Source organism: Amycolatopsis pretoriensis, from assembly GCF_900107925.1.
In the GTDB taxonomy this organism is placed as follows: domain Bacteria; phylum Actinomycetota; class Actinomycetes; order Mycobacteriales; family Pseudonocardiaceae; genus Amycolatopsis; species Amycolatopsis pretoriensis.
On record NZ_FNUJ01000005.1, the window covers coordinates 158,353 to 176,577 of the forward strand.

General features: G+C 70.4%; 20 protein-coding genes. 14 read left to right on the plus strand and 6 right to left on the minus strand.

Going from position 1 to position 18,225, the window contains the following annotated elements; all coding sequences use genetic code 11:
• Nucleotides 1-24: 24 nt before the first annotated feature.
• From BLV96_RS22425 to BLV96_RS22455, 7 genes are all read left to right on the plus strand, one after another.
• On the plus strand, nucleotides 25-861 hold the full coding sequence (locus BLV96_RS22425; RefSeq protein WP_167379696.1) for a LytR/AlgR family response regulator transcription factor: 837 nt from the start codon (nucleotides 25-27) through the stop codon (nucleotides 859-861).
• Nucleotides 862-874: 13 nt separating this feature from the next.
• Nucleotides 875-1,408, plus strand: a complete 534-nt coding sequence (locus BLV96_RS22430) for a hypothetical protein (RefSeq protein WP_086677820.1) — start codon at nucleotides 875-877, stop codon at nucleotides 1,406-1,408.
• 30 nt (nucleotides 1,409-1,438) lie between these two features.
• Nucleotides 1,439-3,229 carry a sodium/solute symporter gene (locus tag BLV96_RS22435; protein ID WP_086677821.1) on the plus strand — a complete coding sequence of 597 codons (1,791 nt, stop codon included), beginning with the start codon at nucleotides 1,439-1,441 and terminating at the stop codon, nucleotides 3,227-3,229.
• Nucleotides 3,230-3,353: 124 nt separating this feature from the next.
• Nucleotides 3,354-3,704: a DUF485 domain-containing protein gene (locus BLV96_RS22440; protein WP_091389460.1), complete on the plus strand. Its 351-nt coding sequence runs from the start codon at nucleotides 3,354-3,356 to the stop codon at nucleotides 3,702-3,704.
• Nucleotides 3,701-5,329, plus strand: coding sequence for a solute symporter family protein (locus tag BLV96_RS22445; RefSeq protein ID WP_086677822.1), 1,629 nt, complete (start codon nucleotides 3,701-3,703; stop codon nucleotides 5,327-5,329). The genes BLV96_RS22440 and BLV96_RS22445 overlap by 4 nt, the downstream gene beginning before the upstream one ends.
• Before the next feature lie 52 nt (nucleotides 5,330-5,381).
• Nucleotides 5,382-5,741, plus strand: a complete 360-nt coding sequence (locus tag BLV96_RS22450; RefSeq protein WP_086677823.1) for a rhodanese-like domain-containing protein — start codon at nucleotides 5,382-5,384, stop codon at nucleotides 5,739-5,741.
• Between the two features lie 38 nt (nucleotides 5,742-5,779).
• Nucleotides 5,780-6,757 (plus strand): DUF4328 domain-containing protein, encoded by a 978-nt coding sequence (locus BLV96_RS22455; RefSeq protein ID WP_425266191.1) that lies wholly within the window; start codon nucleotides 5,780-5,782, stop codon nucleotides 6,755-6,757.
• On the opposite strand, the gene BLV96_RS22460 is transcribed toward BLV96_RS22455, so the two are convergent.
• Nucleotides 6,754-7,350: a TetR/AcrR family transcriptional regulator gene (locus BLV96_RS22460; RefSeq protein ID WP_086677825.1), complete on the minus strand. Its 597-nt coding sequence runs from the start codon at nucleotides 7,348-7,350 to the stop codon at nucleotides 6,754-6,756. The two genes, BLV96_RS22455 and BLV96_RS22460, sit on opposite strands and share 4 nt — an antisense overlap.
• Nucleotides 7,351-7,440: 90 nt before the next feature.
• Here BLV96_RS22460 and BLV96_RS22465 point away from each other — a divergent pair, with 90 nt between their 5' ends.
• Together BLV96_RS22465 and mca are read left to right on the plus strand one after the other, a co-directional pair.
• Nucleotides 7,441-8,790: a DHA2 family efflux MFS transporter permease subunit gene (locus BLV96_RS22465; protein ID WP_244180405.1), complete on the plus strand. Its 1,350-nt coding sequence runs from the start codon at nucleotides 7,441-7,443 to the stop codon at nucleotides 8,788-8,790.
• On the plus strand, nucleotides 8,787-9,632 hold the full coding sequence (gene mca, locus BLV96_RS22470; protein WP_086677826.1) for a mycothiol conjugate amidase Mca: 846 nt from the start codon (nucleotides 8,787-8,789) through the stop codon (nucleotides 9,630-9,632). Before BLV96_RS22465 ends, mca begins: the two co-directional genes overlap by 4 nt.
• On the opposite strand, the gene BLV96_RS22475 is transcribed toward mca, so the two are convergent.
• Entirely contained in the window at nucleotides 9,622-10,788 is a 1,167-nt protein-coding gene (locus tag BLV96_RS22475) for a cytochrome P450 (protein WP_086677827.1), read from the minus strand. The genes mca and BLV96_RS22475 overlap by 11 nt on opposite strands.
• 53 nt (nucleotides 10,789-10,841) lie before the next feature.
• Between BLV96_RS22475 and BLV96_RS22480 the strand changes: the two genes are divergently transcribed.
• The 4 genes from BLV96_RS22480 to BLV96_RS22495 all read left to right on the plus strand — a co-directional run bounded on the left by BLV96_RS22480 (nucleotide 10,842) and on the right by BLV96_RS22495 (nucleotide 14,056).
• On the plus strand, nucleotides 10,842-11,723 hold the full coding sequence (locus tag BLV96_RS22480; protein ID WP_086677828.1) for a DUF5926 family protein: 882 nt from the start codon (nucleotides 10,842-10,844) through the stop codon (nucleotides 11,721-11,723).
• A 450-nt stretch (nucleotides 11,724-12,173) separates the two neighbouring features.
• On the plus strand, nucleotides 12,174-12,527 hold the full coding sequence (locus tag BLV96_RS22485) for a DUF952 domain-containing protein (RefSeq protein WP_086677829.1): 354 nt from the start codon (nucleotides 12,174-12,176) through the stop codon (nucleotides 12,525-12,527).
• A 195-nt stretch (nucleotides 12,528-12,722) separates the two neighbouring features.
• Nucleotides 12,723-13,235, plus strand: coding sequence for a SigE family RNA polymerase sigma factor (locus BLV96_RS22490; RefSeq protein WP_086677830.1), 513 nt, complete (start codon nucleotides 12,723-12,725; stop codon nucleotides 13,233-13,235).
• Nucleotides 13,232-14,056: a hypothetical protein gene (locus BLV96_RS22495; RefSeq protein WP_086677831.1), complete on the plus strand. Its 825-nt coding sequence runs from the start codon at nucleotides 13,232-13,234 to the stop codon at nucleotides 14,054-14,056. The genes BLV96_RS22490 and BLV96_RS22495 overlap by 4 nt, the downstream gene beginning before the upstream one ends.
• An 86-nt stretch (nucleotides 14,057-14,142) precedes the next feature.
• Here BLV96_RS22495 and BLV96_RS22500 read toward each other — a convergent pair whose 3' ends face one another.
• The 3 genes from BLV96_RS22500 to BLV96_RS22510 all read right to left on the minus strand — a co-directional run bounded on the left by BLV96_RS22500 (nucleotide 14,143) and on the right by BLV96_RS22510 (nucleotide 16,887).
• Complete coding sequence (locus tag BLV96_RS22500; RefSeq protein WP_167379697.1) at nucleotides 14,143-14,697, minus strand: ferritin; 555 nt, start codon at nucleotides 14,695-14,697, stop codon at nucleotides 14,143-14,145.
• Between the two features lie 149 nt (nucleotides 14,698-14,846).
• The gene (locus tag BLV96_RS22505; protein ID WP_167379731.1) at nucleotides 14,847-16,034 is read right to left on the minus strand and encodes an arginine deiminase; all 1,188 of its coding nucleotides are present in this window, start codon (nucleotides 16,032-16,034) and stop codon (nucleotides 14,847-14,849) included.
• 40 nt (nucleotides 16,035-16,074) lie between these two features.
• Nucleotides 16,075-16,887: a CPBP family intramembrane glutamic endopeptidase gene (locus BLV96_RS22510; protein ID WP_086678613.1), complete on the minus strand. Its 813-nt coding sequence runs from the start codon at nucleotides 16,885-16,887 to the stop codon at nucleotides 16,075-16,077.
• Between the two features lie 22 nt (nucleotides 16,888-16,909).
• Between BLV96_RS22510 and BLV96_RS22515 the strand changes: the two genes are divergently transcribed.
• Nucleotides 16,910-17,371: a PPOX class F420-dependent oxidoreductase gene (locus BLV96_RS22515; protein WP_086678636.1), complete on the plus strand. Its 462-nt coding sequence runs from the start codon at nucleotides 16,910-16,912 to the stop codon at nucleotides 17,369-17,371.
• Here BLV96_RS22515 and BLV96_RS22520 read toward each other — a convergent pair.
• Nucleotides 17,363-18,160, minus strand: coding sequence for a DUF2470 domain-containing protein (locus tag BLV96_RS22520; RefSeq protein ID WP_086678614.1), 798 nt, complete (start codon nucleotides 18,158-18,160; stop codon nucleotides 17,363-17,365). The genes BLV96_RS22515 and BLV96_RS22520 overlap by 9 nt on opposite strands.
• Between the last annotated feature and the right edge of the window lie 65 nt (nucleotides 18,161-18,225).

The window sequence follows — 18,225 nt, forward strand, 5'->3', positions numbered from 1 at the left end:
ACATTGCACTCGGCAATGGGCAGGATGCGTTTCACTGTGAGTGCTCACGATGACACCCGGAAGCTCGTGGTCCTGGCCGTGGACGACGAGCCGAACGGTCTTGACGAACTCGTCCACTGCCTGCGCAACAGCCCGCACGTGGCGAAGGTGTTCCCGGCGATCGACGCGTCCGAGGCGCTTCGGTTGCTGTCCACCGACGACCCGAGGCTACGCGAACGCAAGGACCGCGGCCTGCCGATCGTCGACGCCGTCTTCGCGGACATCGATATGCCCGGCCTGTCCGGCATGGAGATGTCGCGCGTGTTCGCCGCGCTGCGGCCGTCGCCCGCGCTGGTGTTCGTCACCGGCCACGCCGAGGAGGCGGTCAACGCCTTCGACCTCGGCGCGCTCGACTACGTGCTCAAGCCGTACCAGCAGGACCGCCTCGACCGCGCGATCACGCGCGTGATCGAGAAGCTCGCCTCGGCCGCCGCGCCCCCGCCCGGCGCCCTGGGCGGCGAGCCGGGCGTGAAGAACGACGACGAGGTCATCCCGGTCGAGCTGGCCGGCACCACCAAGCTCATCCCGCGCTCCTCGGTCCGCTGGGTCGAGGCGCAGGGCGACTACGCGCGGCTGTTCACCACCGAAGGCAGCCACCTGGTCCGCATCCCGCTGGCCCAGCTCGAAGAGCGCTGGGAGAAGGCCGGGTTCGTCCGGATCCACCGCTCGTTCCTGGTCGCGCTGCCGCTCATCACCGAGCTGCGCATGGGCCAGGGTGGCTACCAGGTCGTGATCGGCAACGAGGAGAAGGTGCTGCCGGTCAGCCGGCGGCACACCCGCGCGCTGAAGGACCGGCTGGTCGGTTCGGGCCGGAACGGCTGAGCCGGGACCGGTCATGACCGACGACTTCTACGAGCGTCTGCCGAACGGCGTGCGAGAGCCCGATCCGACGCTCGGCCGGCGCGTCCGCCAGCAGCGGCCGCTGCCGCAGCCGACGGACCGCGCCGTCGTCGAGTCGCTGCCGCCCGCGCCGGAGGACGAGCCGCCGCCGAAGCCGGAGCACCACGCGCGACCCAAGCGCGAGCGCGTGATCCTGGCCGACCCCCGCCGCGGCGCCGGCACCCTGCGGGCCCGCGTCGAGCTGGAAGAGCAGACCAGCTGGGGGAAGCTGCTCGTCAAGGACCACCTGGTGAAGGTGCAGCTGCGGACGGCGCTGCTGCTGGCCGGGCTCGTCGTCGTCGTGTTCGGCTCGCTGCCGGTGCTGTTCTACCTCGTGCCCGGGTTCTCCGAGCTGAGCGTGGTCGGGATCCCGGTGGCCTGGCTGATCCTCGGCGTGCTGCCCTTTCCGTTCTTGTTCGGCGTGGGCATTTGGTACAACCGGCTGGCCGAACGCAACGAACGCGCGTTCGTGGACATGATCGAAAACTAGTTTCCGCACGACTCGTGCGAGGATTCCCCCGTGCAGCTGAACCCGTGGGCGTTGACCGGCATAGTGCTGGTCGCCGTGGTGACGTTCTTCCTCGGTCACCGCTCTTCGCGTTCCGCCACGAGCACGCACGATTTCCTGGTGGCCCGGCGGACCGTCCGGTCGCGCCGCAACGCCGCCGCGATCTCCGGTGAGTACCTTTCCGCGGCGTCGTTCCTCGGCATCGCCGGGATCGTGCTCAAGGACGGCGCCGACGCGCTGTGGTTCCCGATCGGCTTCACCGCGGGTTACCTCGCGCTGATGCTCTTCGTCGCGGCCCCGCTGCGCCGGTCCGGCGCGTACACGCTGCCCGACTTCGTCGAAATGCGGCTGGGCTCGAAGGGCCTCCGCCGGTTCTCGACGGGGTTCGTGGTCTTCATCGGGATCCTCTACATGGTCCCGCAGCTGCAGGCCGCGGGCCTGACGCTGGCGACGATCCTCCCGGTGCCGGTGTGGGCGGGCGCGGTCGCGGTGATGGTCGTGGTGGCGTTCAACGTGATCGCCGGCGGCATGCGCGCGATCACCGTCGTCCAGGCCTTCCAGTACTGGCTCAAGCTGTTCGCGATCGCGGTCCCCGCGTTCGTGCTGTGCATGGTCTTCTTCGCCGGCGGCGGCCCGGACGGCTTCCGCCCGCTCGGCGCGGCCGCGCCGCCGGTGTTCCCCACCGACACCACGGTGGACGTCCAGACCGACGTCACCCTCACCGTCCGCGGCGACACCTACCTCTGGGCCTACGGCCGCACCGACAACGGCCCGGCCGCCGGGCCGACGCACTGGACCCCGCTGGCGCCGCACACGGTTTCCGAAGGCACGACGCTGAAGTTCCTGGCAGGCACGCCGGTGCCGGCTGTCAGTGACGCGATCGCGGACAACGCGAGCTGGCTGCACCCGGCGTCGGGCAGCCTCACCGACCTGCTCCAGACGTACTCGCTGATGTTCGCGACGTTCCTGGGCACGATGGGCCTGCCCCACGTGCTGGTCCGCTTCTACACCAACCCCGACGGCAAGGCCGCGCGCCGCACGACCGTGCACGTCCTGCTGCTGCTCGGCCTGTTCTACCTCTTCCCGACGCTGCTGGGCGCGCTGTCCCGGATGTACGTCCCGGAGCTGCTGGTCACCGGCAAGACGGACGCCGCGATCCTGCGGTTGCCCTCGGCGATGCTGCCGGGCGTCGGCGGCCAGATCCTCGGCGCGGTCACCGCGGCCGGCGCGTTCGCCGCGTTCCTCTCCAGCACGTCCGGGCTGCTGGTGAGCGTCGCCGGGGTGGTGTCGACCGACCTGCTGCCCGGGCGCGTCCGCGACTTCCGCGTCGCGACCGGGCTGGTCGCGCTGTTCCCGATCGCGCTGGCGGTCGCGTTGCGGCCGGAGGACATCTCGCTGTCGATCGGGCTGACGTTCGCGCTCGCCGCGTCGACGTTCAGCCCGCTGCTGGTGCTGGGCATCTGGTGGCGCAAGCTGTCCTGGCCGGGGGCGCTGGCGGGGATGTTCGTCGGCGGCGGTCTCGTGGTGGCCGCGCTGGCGGTCAACGTCGTGAGCGGCTACACCGGCGGCTGGGCACCGTGGTTCGTCAACCAGCCGGCGCTGATCACCGTGCCGGCCGCGTTCGTGACGACGTACTTCGTCAGCCGCGCCACCGGTTACGGACGCCCGGACCACGTCCACGACATCATGCTGCGGCTGCACGCGCCCGATCCGCTCGGTTTCATGCGGGACCGGGCGGTCGCACGATTCGGACAAGCCGAAGAAAAGACGCGAATCGCCGGTCGGGGTCGGCACCGCAAGTAATGCGCTGACAGTCAGTAAGAAAGTATTACCCGATCGAGGGATTACGAACTACACGGTCGACCCATACGTTCCGTTGGTTTCTACCAGTACGACCAGTACGAAAAACGGAAGGTGGAGATCCGCCGTGAGCAGCACCGAACACGACGTCGGTGGCGCGGAGCCGCAGACCGACTGGGAAAGCATCCAGGGGAGTCCTGAATTCACGGACCTGCGCCGCCGGTTGCGGGTGGTCGTGTTCCCGATGACCGCGCTGTTCCTGCTCTGGTACCTGCTGTACGTGTTCCTCGCCGACTACGCGCACGGCTTCATGAGCACGAAGCTCTTCGGCAACATCAACGTCGGCCTGGTCTTCGGCCTCCTGCAGTTCGTGTCGACGTTCGTCATCACGGGCCTTTACGTGCGCTACGCCAACCGGAAGCTCGATCCGGTCGCCGACGGAATCCGCGCCCGGATCGAAGGGGAGCCGGTCGAATGACACTCGCGGCGGGTGTGGAAGGCAGCAACTCCACCCTCAACATCATCATCTTCCTCGTCTTCGTCGCGATCACGCTGGTGATCGTGTTCCGGGCCAGCCGGAACACGAAAACGGCGTCGGACTACTACGCCGCCGGGCGCGCGTTCACCGGTCCGCAGAACGGCATCGCGATTTCCGGCGACTACCTTTCCGCGGCGTCGTTCCTCGGCATCGCGGGCGCGATCGCCGTCAACGGCTACGACGGTTTCCTCTATTCGATCGGCTTCCTGGTCGCGTGGCTCGTCGCGCTGCTGCTGGTCGCGGAACTGCTGCGCAACACCGGCAAGTTCACGATGGGCGACGTGCTGGCGTTCCGGATGAAGCAGACGCCGGTGCGCGCGGCCGCGGCCGTTTCGACGCTGGCCGTGTCGTTCTTCTACCTGCTCGCGCAGATGGCGGGCGCCGGCGGCCTGGTCAACCTGCTGCTCGGCATTTCCGGCGAGGCCGGGCAGGACATCGTGATCGCCGTCGTCGGCGTGATCATGATCCTGTACGTCCTGATCGGCGGTATGAAGGGCACCACCTGGGTGCAGATCATCAAGGCCGCGCTGCTGATCGTCGGCGCGTTCGCGATGACGCTGTGGGTGCTCGGCAAGTACGGTTTCAACCTGTCCGACCTGTTCCAGGCGGCCGTCGACAAGGGCGGCAAGGGCGGTGCGGCGCTGCTCGACCCGGGCAAGCAGTACGGCAAGACGGGCACGACGAAGCTCGACTTCCTGTCGCTCGGCATCGCGCTGGTCCTCGGCACGGCCGGCCTGCCGCACGTCCTGATGCGCTTCTACACGGTGCCGACCGCGCGCGACGCCCGTCGCTCGGTGGTCTGGGCCATCGTGCTGATCGGCGTGTTCTACCTGTTCACGCTGGTGCTGGGTTACGGCGCGGGCGCAATCGTCGGGCCGGACAAGATCTCGAAGGCGCCGGGGACGACGAACTCGGCGGCCCCGCTGCTGGCTCTGGAGCTGGGCGGCCCGGTGCTGCTCGGGTTCATCTCCGCGGTCGCGTTCGCGACGATCCTCGCGGTGGTCGCCGGCCTGACGATCACGGCGTCGGCGTCCTTCGCGCACGACGTCTACGCGAACGTGATCAAGAAGGGGCAGATCTCCACCGGCGGCGAGGTCCGCGTCGCCCGGATCACCGCGCTGGTGATCGGCGCGCTGGCCATCGCGGGCGGCATCCTGGCGAAGAGCCAGAACGTGGCGTTCCTGGTCGCGCTGGCGTTCGCGGTGGCGGCGTCGGCGAACCTGCCGACGATCCTGTATTCGCTGTTCTGGAAGCGGTTCAACACCCAGGGCGCGCTGTGGTCGATCTACGGCGGCCTGCTGGTCACGATCGTGCTGATCGTCTTCTCGCCCGCGGTTTCGGGCAAGCCGGTGGACGCCAAGACGGGCAAGAGCGCGTCGATGATCCAGGGCGTCGACTTCCACTGGTTCCCGCTCGACAACCCGGGTCTCGTCTCGATCCCGGCCGCGTTCCTGCTCGGCTGGCTCGGCACGGTCCTGTCGAAGGAGCGCAACCCCGCGAAGTACGCGGAGATGGAGGTGCGCGCGCTGACGGGCGTGGGTGCCGAGAAGGCCGTCCGGCACTGACGCTGTGCGGGGGCGTCTACCTCACGCGCGGGCAACGCCCCCGCATGGCAGCATGGAGATCGTGGTGAGCCCTGCTGAACTGCCGACCGCCGAGGTCCGCGACCTGCCCAAGGACGGCCTCGTGCTGCTCGACGTCCGCGAAGACGACGAGTGGGCCGCCGGCCACGCGCCCGGCGCGGTGCACATCCCGATGGGGGAGCTGCCCGCCCGCGTCGGCGAGCTGGCCGACCTGCCCGAGGACCAGCCGATCCACGTGATCTGCCGCAGCGGCGGCCGGTCCGCGCGGGCGGCCGCGTGGCTGAACCAGAGCGGCTGGGACGCGGTGAACGTCGCCGGCGGCATGGGCGCGTGGCAGCGCGAAGGTCGGCCGATGGTCGGCGAGCACCCCGGCATCGACCCCGAAGTGATCTAGCCTTGCAGCCGCCTCCGCCTGGGTACTGGCCGCGTCAGGTGCCGCCGCCTTCGGCGCAGCAGCTGCAGGGCCGGACGCTGGCCGCCCAGCCGGAGCCGTACCCGTACCACCGCCGTCCGACGCACCGGCCGAAGCTGCGCTGGGTGGCGACCCCGCCGCCGGGCGCGTGGCCGCGTCGCCGAGTGACTCCGCCCGAGCGGTACTACGGGCCGCCGTCGTACCCGGTCCCGCCGCGCTGGGGCTTCCCGAACCTGGTCTGGCGCCGCCCGACGTCGGTGCCCGGCACGGCGTCCGACGGGGTCCGCCCGATCGACCGGGTACCGGTGCTCAGCCGCAGCTTGACCGGCATCCTGTTCGCGTTCGCCGTCCTGGCCGTGGTCGCCGCGGGCGCTGAGGTCTGGCGGTACGTGCTGCTCGTCCAAGGCCGAGAATCCGCGCTGAACCGCTCGGTGGTGGCGTTTTCCGACGGCTTCGTGCTGACCGCCGGCCTGCTGGCCTCGATCCTCGCGCTGCTGCCCGCAGGGCTGTCGCTCTGGTGGCTGCTGGTCGCCCGCCGCGCGGCGGCGGACGTCTCGGGCGACGACCCGCCGCGGCCGGTGTGGCAGGTGCTCGTCGGCGTCCTCGTGCCGGTGGCGAACCTGCCGATGGCGCTGTCCATCGCCGGCGAGCTGGAGCACGCGGTGCTGGGCCGCCCCCGCGACGTCCGGCCGAAGCCGTCGCGGCAGCTGCTCGTGTGGTGGGGCGCCTGGCTGCTGAACTGGGTCCTGCTCGGCGTGACGATCGCCTGGCGGTTCCGCGACGACGTCCAGGCGATGGCCGACAGCGTCGTCCTGGTCGCGCTGACCGACCTGGCCGCGGCGTTCCTGGCCGTGCTGACCGCGCTTGTCGTGCGGCGTTTTTCGGCTCTGCTGGCGCCGTCGGACGCGCGGGCCGTGCGCTCGATGCGCGTGCTGAAGGTGACGGACGCCCCGGAGCCCGAGCTGCGCACCGCACGCCCCGCCGGCGCGGCGCGCTAGTACCCGCCCAACGCCGGTTCCAGCTGGTCGAAGGCCGCTTCCGCGGCCGGCCACAGCGCGTCGACGATCCTGTTCTTCGGCTGGTCGTCGAGGATCCGGTCGAAGACGTCCTGGAAGAGCACGCGCAGGAGCGTCGCGAGGTGCGCGGCGGCGAGCCGCGGCTTGAGGCCGTCGTCGGGGTGCCGCCGGGTCAGCAGCTCGGTCAGGGTCGCTTCGCGCTCGCGGTGCAGCTCGTGCAGCGCGTTCGTCAGGATCGGGCTCTGCCGGATCATGCGGGCGAAACCCTGGCCGGAGAAGCCGACCAGGGCGTGCTGGGCGTCAAGGGCCTCGAAGTAGAGCTCGCGCGTGTCGTCGAAGACGCTGTCGTGGATCAGCGACGTCGGCCAGGACGTGAAGTCCGCGCGGATGTCGAAGACCAGATCTTCCTTGCGCGGGAAGTGGTTGGTCACGGTCATCTTGGCGACGCGCGCCTCGGCGGCGATCTCCGCGATCGTCACGTCCTCGAAGCCTTCCTGAATGAACAGCTTCGTCGCGACGTCCGAGATGTTCTTCCTGGTCTCGTGCTTCTTCTGGGCCCGGAGTCCCTCGCTCATGGCGTCACCCTACTGGGTCGGACCCAATATTGTGCTTGACCCAGTAAGTGGGTCGGACCTAATCTGAGGTTCGACCTAATCTTCTGGGGGGTGGGTGTGACTCTGACCGCGGCTCGACCCGACGCGGCGCTGTGGCGGCTCGGCGGCGTCCTGATCATGGGCGCGGTGCTGTCGATCCTCGACGCGACGATCGTGACCGTCGGGATCGACTCAATCGCGCGTGACCTGGGCAGCCCGGTCACGACGGTGCAGTGGGTGGCCAGCGCGTACCTGCTCGCGGCGTCGGCGGCGATCCCGTTGTCGGGCTGGCTCACCGACCGCTTCGGCGGCCGCGCGGTGTGGTTGACGGCGGTGGCGATCTTCACGGCGGGCACGCTGCTGTGCGGGTTCGCGTGGTCGGCACCGGCGCTGATCGCGTTCCGGGTGCTGCACGGCTTGGGCGGCGGGCTGATGCAGCCGGTCGGCCAGGCGGTGTTCGCCCAGGCGGCGGGCCCGGCGCTCGGGCGGATGATCGGCGTGATCACACTGCCGGCGACGGTGGCCCCGGCCCTCGGCCCGTTGCTGGGCGGCGCCCTGGTGGCGGACTTCGGGTGGCGCTGGATGTTCTTCGGGATCGTCCCGCTGGGCGTGGCGACGTTCGCGGTGGCGCGCTCGGTGCTCCCGGCCTTTTCGCCGTCCGATGCGCGTTCACCGTTGGACGTCCGCGGGATCTTGCTGCTGTCGCCCGGTCTCGCGGCGTTCGTCTACGGCCTGGCCTCGAACGTGGTTGTCGCTTGGGTGGCGGGTGCGGTCCTGCTGCTGGCGTACGGCGTCCACGCGTCCCGGGCGCCGGCGCCGGTGCTCGACCTGAAGCTGTTCCGGGACAAGGGTTTCCGGGTCGCTTCGGCCAGTACGCTCCTGCTGGGCGCGTCGCTGTACAGCTCGATGTTGCTGCTGCCGCTGTACTACGAGCAGGTGGCGCACGCGAGCCCGTGGGAGGCGGGACTGCTGCTGGCACCCCAGGCCATCGGCTCGGCGGCGGTCCTCCTGGCGGGCGGCCGTCTCCTGGCCCGCTTCGGACCTCGCCGGATGATGCTGGCGGGCATCGGCTTGTCCCTGCTGGGCACGATCGCGTTCACCCAGCTCGATTCCGCGCCGAGCGGAGTGCTTTTGACGTTGTCGCTCCTGGTCCGCGGCGCCGGCCTGGGCGCGGCGACGGCACCCGGCATGACCACGCTGTACGGCTCGCTGGAGCGGTCCCGCATCCCCCGGGCGGCGAGCGCGTTCAACGTGATCAACCGCGTGGGCGGCTCGCTGGGAACGGCGTTGCTGGCGGCGATCCTCCACCGCGCGGCTTCGCCGCCCACCACGGCGTTCGCGACGACGTTCACGTGGTCGTCGGCACTGTCGGTACTCACCCTGATCCCGGCCGCGTTCTTTCCCACGAGGAGCCTCCGATGACCTTCCGCCTCTTGAGCGTCCACGCCCACCCGGACGACGAGTCCAGCAAGGGCGCGGCCACGCTGGCCCACTACGCGGCCGAAGGGGTCGACGTCCTGGTGGCGACGTGCACCGGCGGCGAACGCGGCGACATCCTCAACCCGGCGCTGGACACCCCGGAGAACCGAGCCGGCCTCCCGGCACTCCGCCGTCGCGAGATGGCGGCGGCCGCCGAGATCCTGGGCGTCCGCCAGCACTTCCTGGGTATGACGGACTCGGGCCTGCCCGCAGACGGTTCACCGTTGCCGGAGGGCAGCTTCGCCGCCCTTCCGCTGTCGGAGGCAGCGGAACCGTTGGTGGCGTTGATCCGCGAGTTCCGCCCCCAGGTGGTGATCACGTACGACGAAACGGGCGGCTACCCCCACCCGGACCACATCCGCACCCACGAGGTGACGCTGGAAGCGTTCAAGGCCGCCGCCGACCCGGCCCGCTACCCGGGCACGGGCGATCCCTGGCAGCCGCAAAAGCTGTACTACCAAGCAACTCTGAGCCGAGCCTGGTTCCAAGCCCTCCACGACGCAACCCTGGCGGCGGGCCTGGAGTCCGCGATGGCCGAGGTCCTTTCCGAACTCCCGGCAGAGGACAAGCTCAAGGTGACAACCCGAATCCGCTGCGAGCAGTACTTCGCTACCCGCGACCGAGCCCTCCTGGCCCACCAAACCCAGGTCGACCCAGCGCACCCGTTCTTCGCCCACTCACGCGAGATAGAGCGAGAAGCGTGGCCCTACGAGGACTACCACCTGGCTCACCCGACGGCGCCAACCACCGAGGAGACGGACCTGTTCACCGGAGTCACGCCGTGACTCGAAGCTCCCGCAACCCGCGAATCACGAACTCCGGCCGCCGCGGCGGAGTGCCGGCCAACCGCAGCCCCGGCACCTTCTCCGCCAACGCACTCAAAGCCGCGGCGATCTCCACCCGAGCGAGAGGAGCCCCCACGCAGTAGTGAATCCCGAGCCCGAACCCCAAATGCGCGTTCGGCGTCCGCCCGATGTCAAGCCGATCCGGCTCGTCGAACACCTTCGGATCCCGAGCCGCGGCCCCCAGCAGCGCACCGATCTTCTGCCCCCGCGAAACCTCGAACCCGCAAATCGACACGTCCTCGGTCGCCGTCCGTTCGAACAGCTGCAGCGGGGCGTCGAACCGGATCAGCTCCTCGACGCACGAATCGAGCAAGGAAGGATCCGCCACGAGCCGTTCCCACTGGTCCCGGTGCGTGAGCAGCGCCGTGATGCCGTTGCCGAGCACGTTGACCGTCGCTTCGTGACCCGCCATCAGCAGCAGCACCGCGGTCGCGACCAGCTCGTCGGGGGTCAGCTCGCTGCGCAGCAGGTCGCTGATGATGTCGTCGCCCGGCGACGAAGCACGCGAGGCGGCCACCGACCGGACGTAAGCGACGAACTCTTCAGCCGCCCGCTCGGCGGCATCGCGCCCCTCCTCGGGCAGGCCGTACTCGTACATCTTCACGATCGAGTTCGACAGCTCGACCATCCGCGGCCCGTCCGTACCGGGCACGCCCAGCAGTTCGGCGATCACCGCGACCGGCAGCGGCTGGGCGAGGTGCTCCAGGAGGTCCGCGCTGCCGTCGGCGGCGATGGCGGCTGCCAGGTCGTCCACCATCCGGGTGGCGAGTGTCGCGACCATCGGACGCAACCGCTGAACGTGGCCGCGGCCGAACGCGCCCGCGATCAGCCGCCGCAGCCGCGTGTGCGCCGGCGGCTCGTTCTCCAGCAGGGAGTTGCGGTGGAGCAGGTTGAACGACGCGAACCGCTCGAGCGGCTGCGCGTCCTGCCAGATCCGGCCCAGGCCGCGGTGGCGCAGCACGGCCGACGCCCCGGCGTGCGACACCGCCACGGCCAGGCCGAGCTCGTCGTGAAAATGGACGTCGCCCTGCTCGCGCAGTGCGGCGAACGCCGGGTACGGGTCTTCCAGGAACGCGGGATCGCGGGGGTCGAACACGTCGCGAGACTAACCCTTCGATAGCGTTCCAAGCCGAGCCAGAGGAGGCAGCAGTGGGCAAGGGCGCGCGCAAGAAGGGTCCCAAGCAGGCGTCGGACCGCAAGCCGAAGGTGCGCGACGTCTTCGTCGGCCAGCCGTTCGAGGGGCTGGCGGCGGAGCCCGAGCTGATCGCGCTGCGCGAGTTCGTGCCGTCCGCGACGGCCAAGCTGACCCTCGCCGACGGCGGCGACGTCACCCTCGGCACGGTCCTGCCGATGGCCGCGGCCGCGTTCGTCCGCTCCGACGGTGAGCGCTACCTCGGCCTCCAGGTGCAGACGCGCTCGTCGGACATCAGCCGCGACCTCGGCCGCTCGCTGAAGTGGCTCCTGGACGCCAAGGAGGGCGACGTCCTCGGCGTGCCGGACACGACGACCCCGCCGGCCGCCGACGAGCACGCCCGCCTCCAGGACCTGCTGACCCCGGGCGCCGAGCTCGACGTCACGCTGCACAAGGACTTCGCCTGGTGGCTCCCGGAGGACGCGGACGCCACCGGCGACGTCGCGGTCTCCCTCGAGCGCGCGAACGCGGCGATCATGCCGACCGAGCGTCTCGGCCACGGCGCCTACTGGGTCCTCGCCGGCGAGAAAGCGCACCTGCGCTGGGTCCGCCCGGAGCCCGAGAACCTGCTGCTCCAGGCCCTGGCCCGCCTATCCGCGGCGGGCGAGCTCGGCCTCGGCGAGGGCTCGCGCTACGCGGGCTCCTTCCGCGCGCACGGCCTCCTGGTCCCGGTGTGGGACCTCGACCCCGAGGCCCACGCCCGCGAGTGGGCAGAGGCAAAGGAAGCCCTGGGAACCCGCCTCGAGACGTCGCTGAAGTCCCTCGACACGGAGCCGTTGAACGCAGCAGAGCGCCGAGCCCGCGACGGCCTGATCGGCCGCCAGCTCACCCTCCGCTGACATAAGCAGAAGAGGACCGCCGCCGAGCCCCAAGCCCGACGGCGGCCTCGACCGCCCCAGCCACCCGCCGCACGGCCACCACGAGCCGCCGGCGACCGGCACCTGCCCGCGCCGGTCGACCCGGCCCCGCCCACGGCGACCGAGCCGACCGCGCTCAGCTACGGCGCCCCTGCGGCAGGCGGCCACCACGAGCAGCCCTGCCTGCGGCGGCCAACCCGGCCGCGCTCAGCGCCAGCCACCGCGCGGCGCATGCCCACCAAGCCGCAACCGACCCCGGCAGCCGCCCCGTCGGCTCCGCCCAAAGCCCGCAGCCTCGAAACTTTCGTCGGAAAGCACCGAACCGCAACCTCGTCCCAGTGACCGGAAAACCAGCTCAATGAGCGTTCAACCAGGCGTTATGTGGCGCACGAGACACCGCCACCGGAACGCCGCGGTGGGACGATTCTCCGCGTGATACTCCACATCTGCGGGGCGGCCGACTGGGCCGAAGTGGGCGAAGGCGGCGAATACCGGCCGCCGTCACTGGGGGATGTCGGGTTCGTGCACTGCTCCGACTTCGGGACCGCGCACCTGCCCGCCGACGCGCTCTACCGGGGCCGTACCGATCTGGTGCTGCTCGAGATCGATCCCGACCGGCTCGACGTGCCCGTCCGGTGGGAAGACGGCGAACCGCCGCATCCCGCCGGTGTTTGGTTCCCGCACGTCTACGGGCCGATCCCGCACTCCGCCGTCGTCGGGGTGCACGATTTCACCGAAACCGCGGATGGTGGCTTCCGGCTGCCCGACGCTCTCGCCCGCCGCTGAGGTGGGCAACTCATCACCCGTCCGGACGTCTTCGAAATCGGGCGGGAACGCGGGCAACCTGAGGGGGCTGTGATGCGTGTTGGGGAGGAAAGCGGCTCAACCCCGATGGGAGGCGATACGGTGACCGCTGCGGCACCCGTCTTCACCGGGGGAGATACCTGGGTGACCAGCGCAGGCCGAGGGAGGGCCGCGACGTTGCCGGGCGAGTTCACCGACTTCGGCGACTTCGTGCAGGCCACCCTGCCGGGGCTGCTGCGGTACGGCCACGCCCTCACCGGCAACCCGCACGACGCCGCGGACCTGGTCCAGACCGTGCTCGAAAAAATGGGTTCGCGCTGGACCTACGTGCACGAAAAGACCGGTGACCCGCTCGCGTACGTGCGCCGGTCGATGGCGAACGCGCACGTCAGCCGGTGGCGGCGGACCCGGCGGGAGAACCTCGTCGCCGATCTGCCGGACACCAGCCCGCACGTGCCGGACGACCCGTTCGAGCACGAGCCGCTGTGGCGCGCGTTACGAACGCTGCCGCCGAGACAACGGGCCGTCATGGTCCTGCGTTACTACGAAGGCCTGTCCGAAGCGGAGATCGCCGGCGCCCTCGGGGTCACGCAGGGGACCGTCAAGAGCCAGGCCAGCAAGGCGATCTCGTCGCTGCGGATGAAACTCACCGCGGCCGACATCCAAGGCGAAGGGAGTGACGCGGGTTGAACATCTCCGAGGACGAGCTGGAGCAGCGCCTGCGCGCGCTGTTCGCCGACGAGCGGCTGGACTTGCCGCCACCCCCGGACGCCGGCACGACCATCGTCGCCGGTGCGCGTCGCCGTCGGCGGCGCCGCCAGGGCGTCTTGGCCGTGACCGGGGTCGCCGCCGCCGTCGTCGCCGTCTCGGGCGGGCTCACCATGCTGCACCTCCACGGCGAGGACGGCACCGCGGTGATGTCCGCCGACGGCTCCTCCATCAGCGTCAAACCGCCCGAGAACCTCACGGCCGGCCGGCAGCCCGACCCCTCGGTCCCGGGCCCGACCAGCACCCAGGACATCCAGGTCTCGGTCCCGCCCGCCTCGCCGACGTCGAAGGCCTCGCGGCCGCCGTCGGCCCAGCCGTCGTCGAAGCTGCCGCCCGTGCTCAGCGGGCCGCTGCTCGACGCGGACGGCTTCGGCACCATCAAGCTCGGCATGTCCGAGACCCAGATCGCCGCGCAAGGTGTCACGCTCAGCGACGCGCAGGCCGGCGGCAGCTGCACCGTCTACACGGCGCAGGGCGGCGGCGTGCCCGCGGCCGCGACCGTGGTGGTCTCGAAGGCGCTCGGGCTCGCGGTCGTCACCCCCACGCAGGCGGCGCACACCGCCGAGGGCATCGGCGCCGGGTCGACCAAGGACCAGGTGCTCGCGGCCTACCCCGGGGCCAAAGACGAAACCGGTGGGGTCGTGGCCGCGGTCACCACCGGCGCCGACTTCCACTTCCGGCTCGAGGGCTCCGGGGTCGTGCAGACCAGCCTCGCGGCGGTCAACCAGGACTGCGCCGGCTGACACGCCGGCCGCATGCGGAAACCCGGGCTATCCACAGGGGGAGAGCCCGGGTTTCCGGCTTTTAGAAGTACTACAGTCACCAGTGCTTACAGGGCCCCGCCGGCCACCGGCGGCATCCCGGAGTCGCGGCCGCCGTCGCCGACCGACTCGCGGTAGAGGTGGTTTTCCACCTCGAACAGGTTGCCGTTCGCGCGCTTGACGACGTTCAGCAGCGTGTTCATCTGCGAGATCTCTTCGACCTGCTCCTTGAGGAACCACTGCGTGAACTGCTCGCTGATGTAGTCCTCTTCGGCGCGCGCGGCCTTGGCCATCGCGGAGATGTCCGTCGCGACGTCCTTCTCCTGCTCGAGCGCGAGCTCGATGACCTCGGTGACGCCGGAGAACTCGTTGCGCACTTCGCCCGTGCCGGGGATCTCGACGTGGTGGTCGCGGTCCAACATGTACTGCACGAGCGCCATCGCGTGGTTGCGCTCTTCGACGGACTGCTTATAGAAGTGCTTCGCCAGCTGCGGCAGGTCCTCGGCGTCGAACCACACCGCGAGCGCGATGTACTGCTGGGACGCGTTGAACTCGTTGTGGATCTGCGCCTGCAGCAGTTCGAAGAACTTCGAGCGCGGTTCTTTCTTCTTGGTGAGGGCCATGTAGACCAGAATAGATCAAGATTGGCGCGAATGCCACTCATGACTGGTGATCTCGACCCTATTAGGGTTACCATTCCTAAAGAAGACGAACCTTATTTAAGTAAGCCTTCCCTAAATTGTCAAATCCATTTAGGGAAGGCTTACTTCATTTACTTCAACGGTTCACGGCGGATCGGGCACGACATGCACCGCGGCCCGCCCCGCCCGGAGCCCAGCTCCGAACCCGCGATCGGCAGCACCTCGATGCCGGCCGCTTCGAGACGCTCGTTGGTCTCGACGTTCCGCTCGTAGCCCACGACCACGCCCGGCGCCAGGGCGAGGGTGTTGTTGCCGTCGTCCCACTGCTCGCGCTCGGCCGTCACCGGGTCGAGGCCGGTGTCGATGACGCGCAGCCGGTCGATCTCCATCGCCTCGGCCGCGGCCGCCAGGAACGGCGTGGGGCCCGCGACCTTGACGCCGCCGTCGCCGGTCGGCCGGATGGTGAACGCCGTCAGCGAGTCGCGCGCCAGCGGGTACATCACCACCGCGTCGGCGTCGACCATCGTGCACACCGTGTCCAGGTGCATGGTCGCGCGGGACTGCTCGATCGGCACCGCCAGCACGGTGTGCGCGATGCCGTCGGCGAACACCGACCGCGCGAGCGACTCCGCGCCGGCCGCCGTCGTCCGCTCGCCGACGCCGATGGCGAGCACGCCCGGCGCCAGCAGCATCACGTCGCCGCCCTCGATCGGCGCCGAATGCGCGCCGTACGCGCGGGCCGCGTGCCGGAAGTACGGGTGGTAGGCGTAGATCAGGTCCAGCACCGCGGTCTCGCGGCGACGCGCCGGCATGGTCAGCGACGAGATCGCGACGCGGTCGGCGATCCACGCCGAGGAGTCGCGCGTGAACAGCAGGTTCGGCAGCGGGTCGACGGCGAAGTCGTGCGGGTGGTTCATCATCCGCACCAGCGACGCGCCCTCTGCGGACGGCAGCTCCTCGAACGTCATCCCGGCCATCAGCACTTCGGCGAGCCCGCCCGCGTCGACGCCGGAGAGGTGCGACCGCAGCGAGTCGGCGAGGTCGCCGCCGAGGCGCCGGTCGTCGACCGCCGCGTGCACGCCCGCCGCGTGGGCGCGGTCGTCGTCCAGCGCCGTCCGCAGGGCGTCGGCCAGCAGCAGCACCTCGACGCCGCGGCTGCGCAGCACCTCGGCGAACGCGTCGTGCTCGGCCTGGGCCCGGTCGACCCACGGGATCGAGTCGAAGAGGAGCTGGTCGTTGTTGCGGGGCGTCAGCCTTTTGAGCTCGTTGCCGGGCCGGTGCAGCAGCACCGCGCGCAGGGGTCCGACTTCGCTGTCCACCCGGGGAGGTGCCGTTTCGTCGATCACCCCCCGAGCCTAGTCAGGGCAACCAGGAAACGTGACCTTTGAGCAGCGAATATCCGACGAAAGAAACGAAGTCGAACAGCGTGTGCGCGGCGACGAGCGGCCACAGCCGGTTCGTCTTCTGCCACAGCCGCCCGAAGATCAGGCCCATGACGAAGTTCCCGACGAACCCGCCGAACCCCTGGTACAGGTGGTAGGACCCGCGCAGCACGGCGGCGCCGAACACGGCGGTGTTCTCCCGGACGCCGAGCTGCCGCAGCCGCGTCAGCAGGTACCCGATGACCAGGACCTCTTCGGCGAAGGCGTTGCCGAACGCCGAGAGCGTCAGCGTGATCGGCCGCCACCACGTGTCGCCCAAAGTGGACGGTTGCACCGCCAGGCTGAAGCCCAGGTGGTAGGAGAGGAAGTACAGCCCGAGCCCGGGGATCCCGATCACCGCGGCGAGGCCGAGCGTCAGCAGCGTGTCGCGGCCGGGCGACCGGCGGTCCAGCCCGACCTGGGCCATCTTGATGCCCGCGCGCCACAGGAAGTACAGCCCGAGCGCGCCCCACCCGACGAGCTGCGCCGCCGAGAGCAGCTGCTTCAGCAGGTCGATCAGGCTCGCCGCGGCCTGCGGCACGTTGAGCTGGACCTGCTGCTGGGCCAGCGGCACCGGCTGCAACAGTGAGTCCACAAGGGACAGCAGGCTGCGCACGCCGGACAGCCCGAGCGTGATGCCGAAGACGATCAGCAGCTCGACCTTGACCGCCCGGCGTTCGACCGGGTCTTCGATCGCGCCGGGGAACTCGGGGCGGGCCGGGGCCAGCCACGATCGCGCGGTGAACGTCATGCCCGCACGCTACCGTCGGGACATGCCGAGGAGCATCGCCACCAACGAAACCGTCGACCGCGCCGCGCTGGTCGAGTTCCTGTCCACCCGCCATCGCGCGATCCTGCTGACCACGAAGGCCGACGGCGGCCCGCAGCTCTCGCCGGTCACGTGCGGAGTCGACGCCGAGGGCAGGCTCGTCATCTCGACCTACCCGAAGCGCGCGAAGATCGTGAACATCAAGCGCAACCCGAAGGTCTCCGCCTGCATCCTCTCCGACGAGTGGAACGACCAGTGGGTCCAGCTCAACGGCACCGCCGAGGTGCTGGACATCCCGGATTCCGTCGAGCCGCTCGTGGACTACTTCCGCGCCATTTCCGGCGAACACCCGGACTGGGACGAATACCGCGAAGCCATGGTCAAGCAGGGCAAGAGCATCATCCGCGTGACGATCGAGAGCTGGGGTCCGCTCGCCAAGGGCGGTTTCCCCGCCGAGCTAGCCTGACGCGCCCCCGCGCAGGAACGGGCAGCCGACGAGCCGCCGCAGCTCCATCGCGAGCTGCGGCGGGCTGTCGACGGACTTCGAGAACGCCAGCCGGACGTCGTGGTCGCCCGCGTCGGACTCGACGCGCAGCCGCAGCCCGAACCGGTCGAGCCCGAGCGGACGGATCCGGCCGCCCCGCAGCTCCGCCGGCAGGTGCTTGGCCAGCTGCTCGACGACGTCGGAGTGGTCGCTTTCCAGGTGCCGCAGCCACTGGGCCTCGTAGTCGTGGAACGGGTCCGGCGGCGCCGCGCTGAACGTGTGCGGGCGCAGCGAATGCGTGCCTTCGGCGTCGGCGAGCACGAGCGACGCCGGGGTGAGCCGCAGCAGCGTGACGCCGTGGCCGACGTCGAGCAGGCGTTCGTCCGGCCGTGACTCGGCGATCGCCACCGCCCGCGCGCGGGCCGACACCGGCGAGAGCGGCCGCAGCCAGCCGGTGATCCACAGCAGCCCGCGGATCGGTTCGCGCAGGGCGACCGGCGCCTGGTCGGCGAGCTCGACCATCACGGCCAGCTCGCCGCGCTGGGTCTGCTTCGCCGCGTTGACCATCGGGTGGTCGTCGGGCAGCAGCACGCTGACGCTGCCGCTGTGGTGCACGTGGTGCAGGACCGGGACGACGCGCTCGCCGTCGAGGCCGGCGCGTTCGCAGGTGGGCAGCAAGGACGCGGGACCGTTGCGGGTCGCGATCGTCTTGGCGCGCTCGGCGGGGTTCGGCGCCGGCGGGCGGCGGATGGATGTCGGGGCCTCGGTCACGGCTCACCTCCTACTTAGGTGAGCCTAACCTGAATCCTGTGGTCTGGATAGTCGCCCGTTCGCGG

Coding starts and splice junctions, on each gene's coding strand:
- BLV96_RS22500 (WP_167379697.1), bottom strand. CDS start 14,697: ATGGCCCTCACCAAGAAGAAAGAACCGCGCTCGAAGTTCTTCGAACTG.
- BLV96_RS22430 (WP_086677820.1), top strand. CDS start 875: ATGACCGACGACTTCTACGAGCGTCTGCCGAACGGCGTGCGAGAGCCC.
- BLV96_RS22445 (WP_086677822.1), top strand. CDS start 3,701: ATGACACTCGCGGCGGGTGTGGAAGGCAGCAACTCCACCCTCAACATC.
- BLV96_RS22450 (WP_086677823.1), top strand. CDS start 5,382: ATGGAGATCGTGGTGAGCCCTGCTGAACTGCCGACCGCCGAGGTCCGC.
- BLV96_RS22515 (WP_086678636.1), top strand. CDS start 16,910: ATGCCGAGGAGCATCGCCACCAACGAAACCGTCGACCGCGCCGCGCTG.
- BLV96_RS22510 (WP_086678613.1), bottom strand. CDS start 16,887: ATGACGTTCACCGCGCGATCGTGGCTGGCCCCGGCCCGCCCCGAGTTC.
- BLV96_RS22425 (WP_167379696.1), top strand. CDS start 25: ATGCGTTTCACTGTGAGTGCTCACGATGACACCCGGAAGCTCGTGGTC.
- BLV96_RS22460 (WP_086677825.1), bottom strand. CDS start 7,350: ATGAGCGAGGGACTCCGGGCCCAGAAGAAGCACGAGACCAGGAAGAAC.
- mca (WP_086677826.1), top strand. CDS start 8,787: ATGACCTTCCGCCTCTTGAGCGTCCACGCCCACCCGGACGACGAGTCC.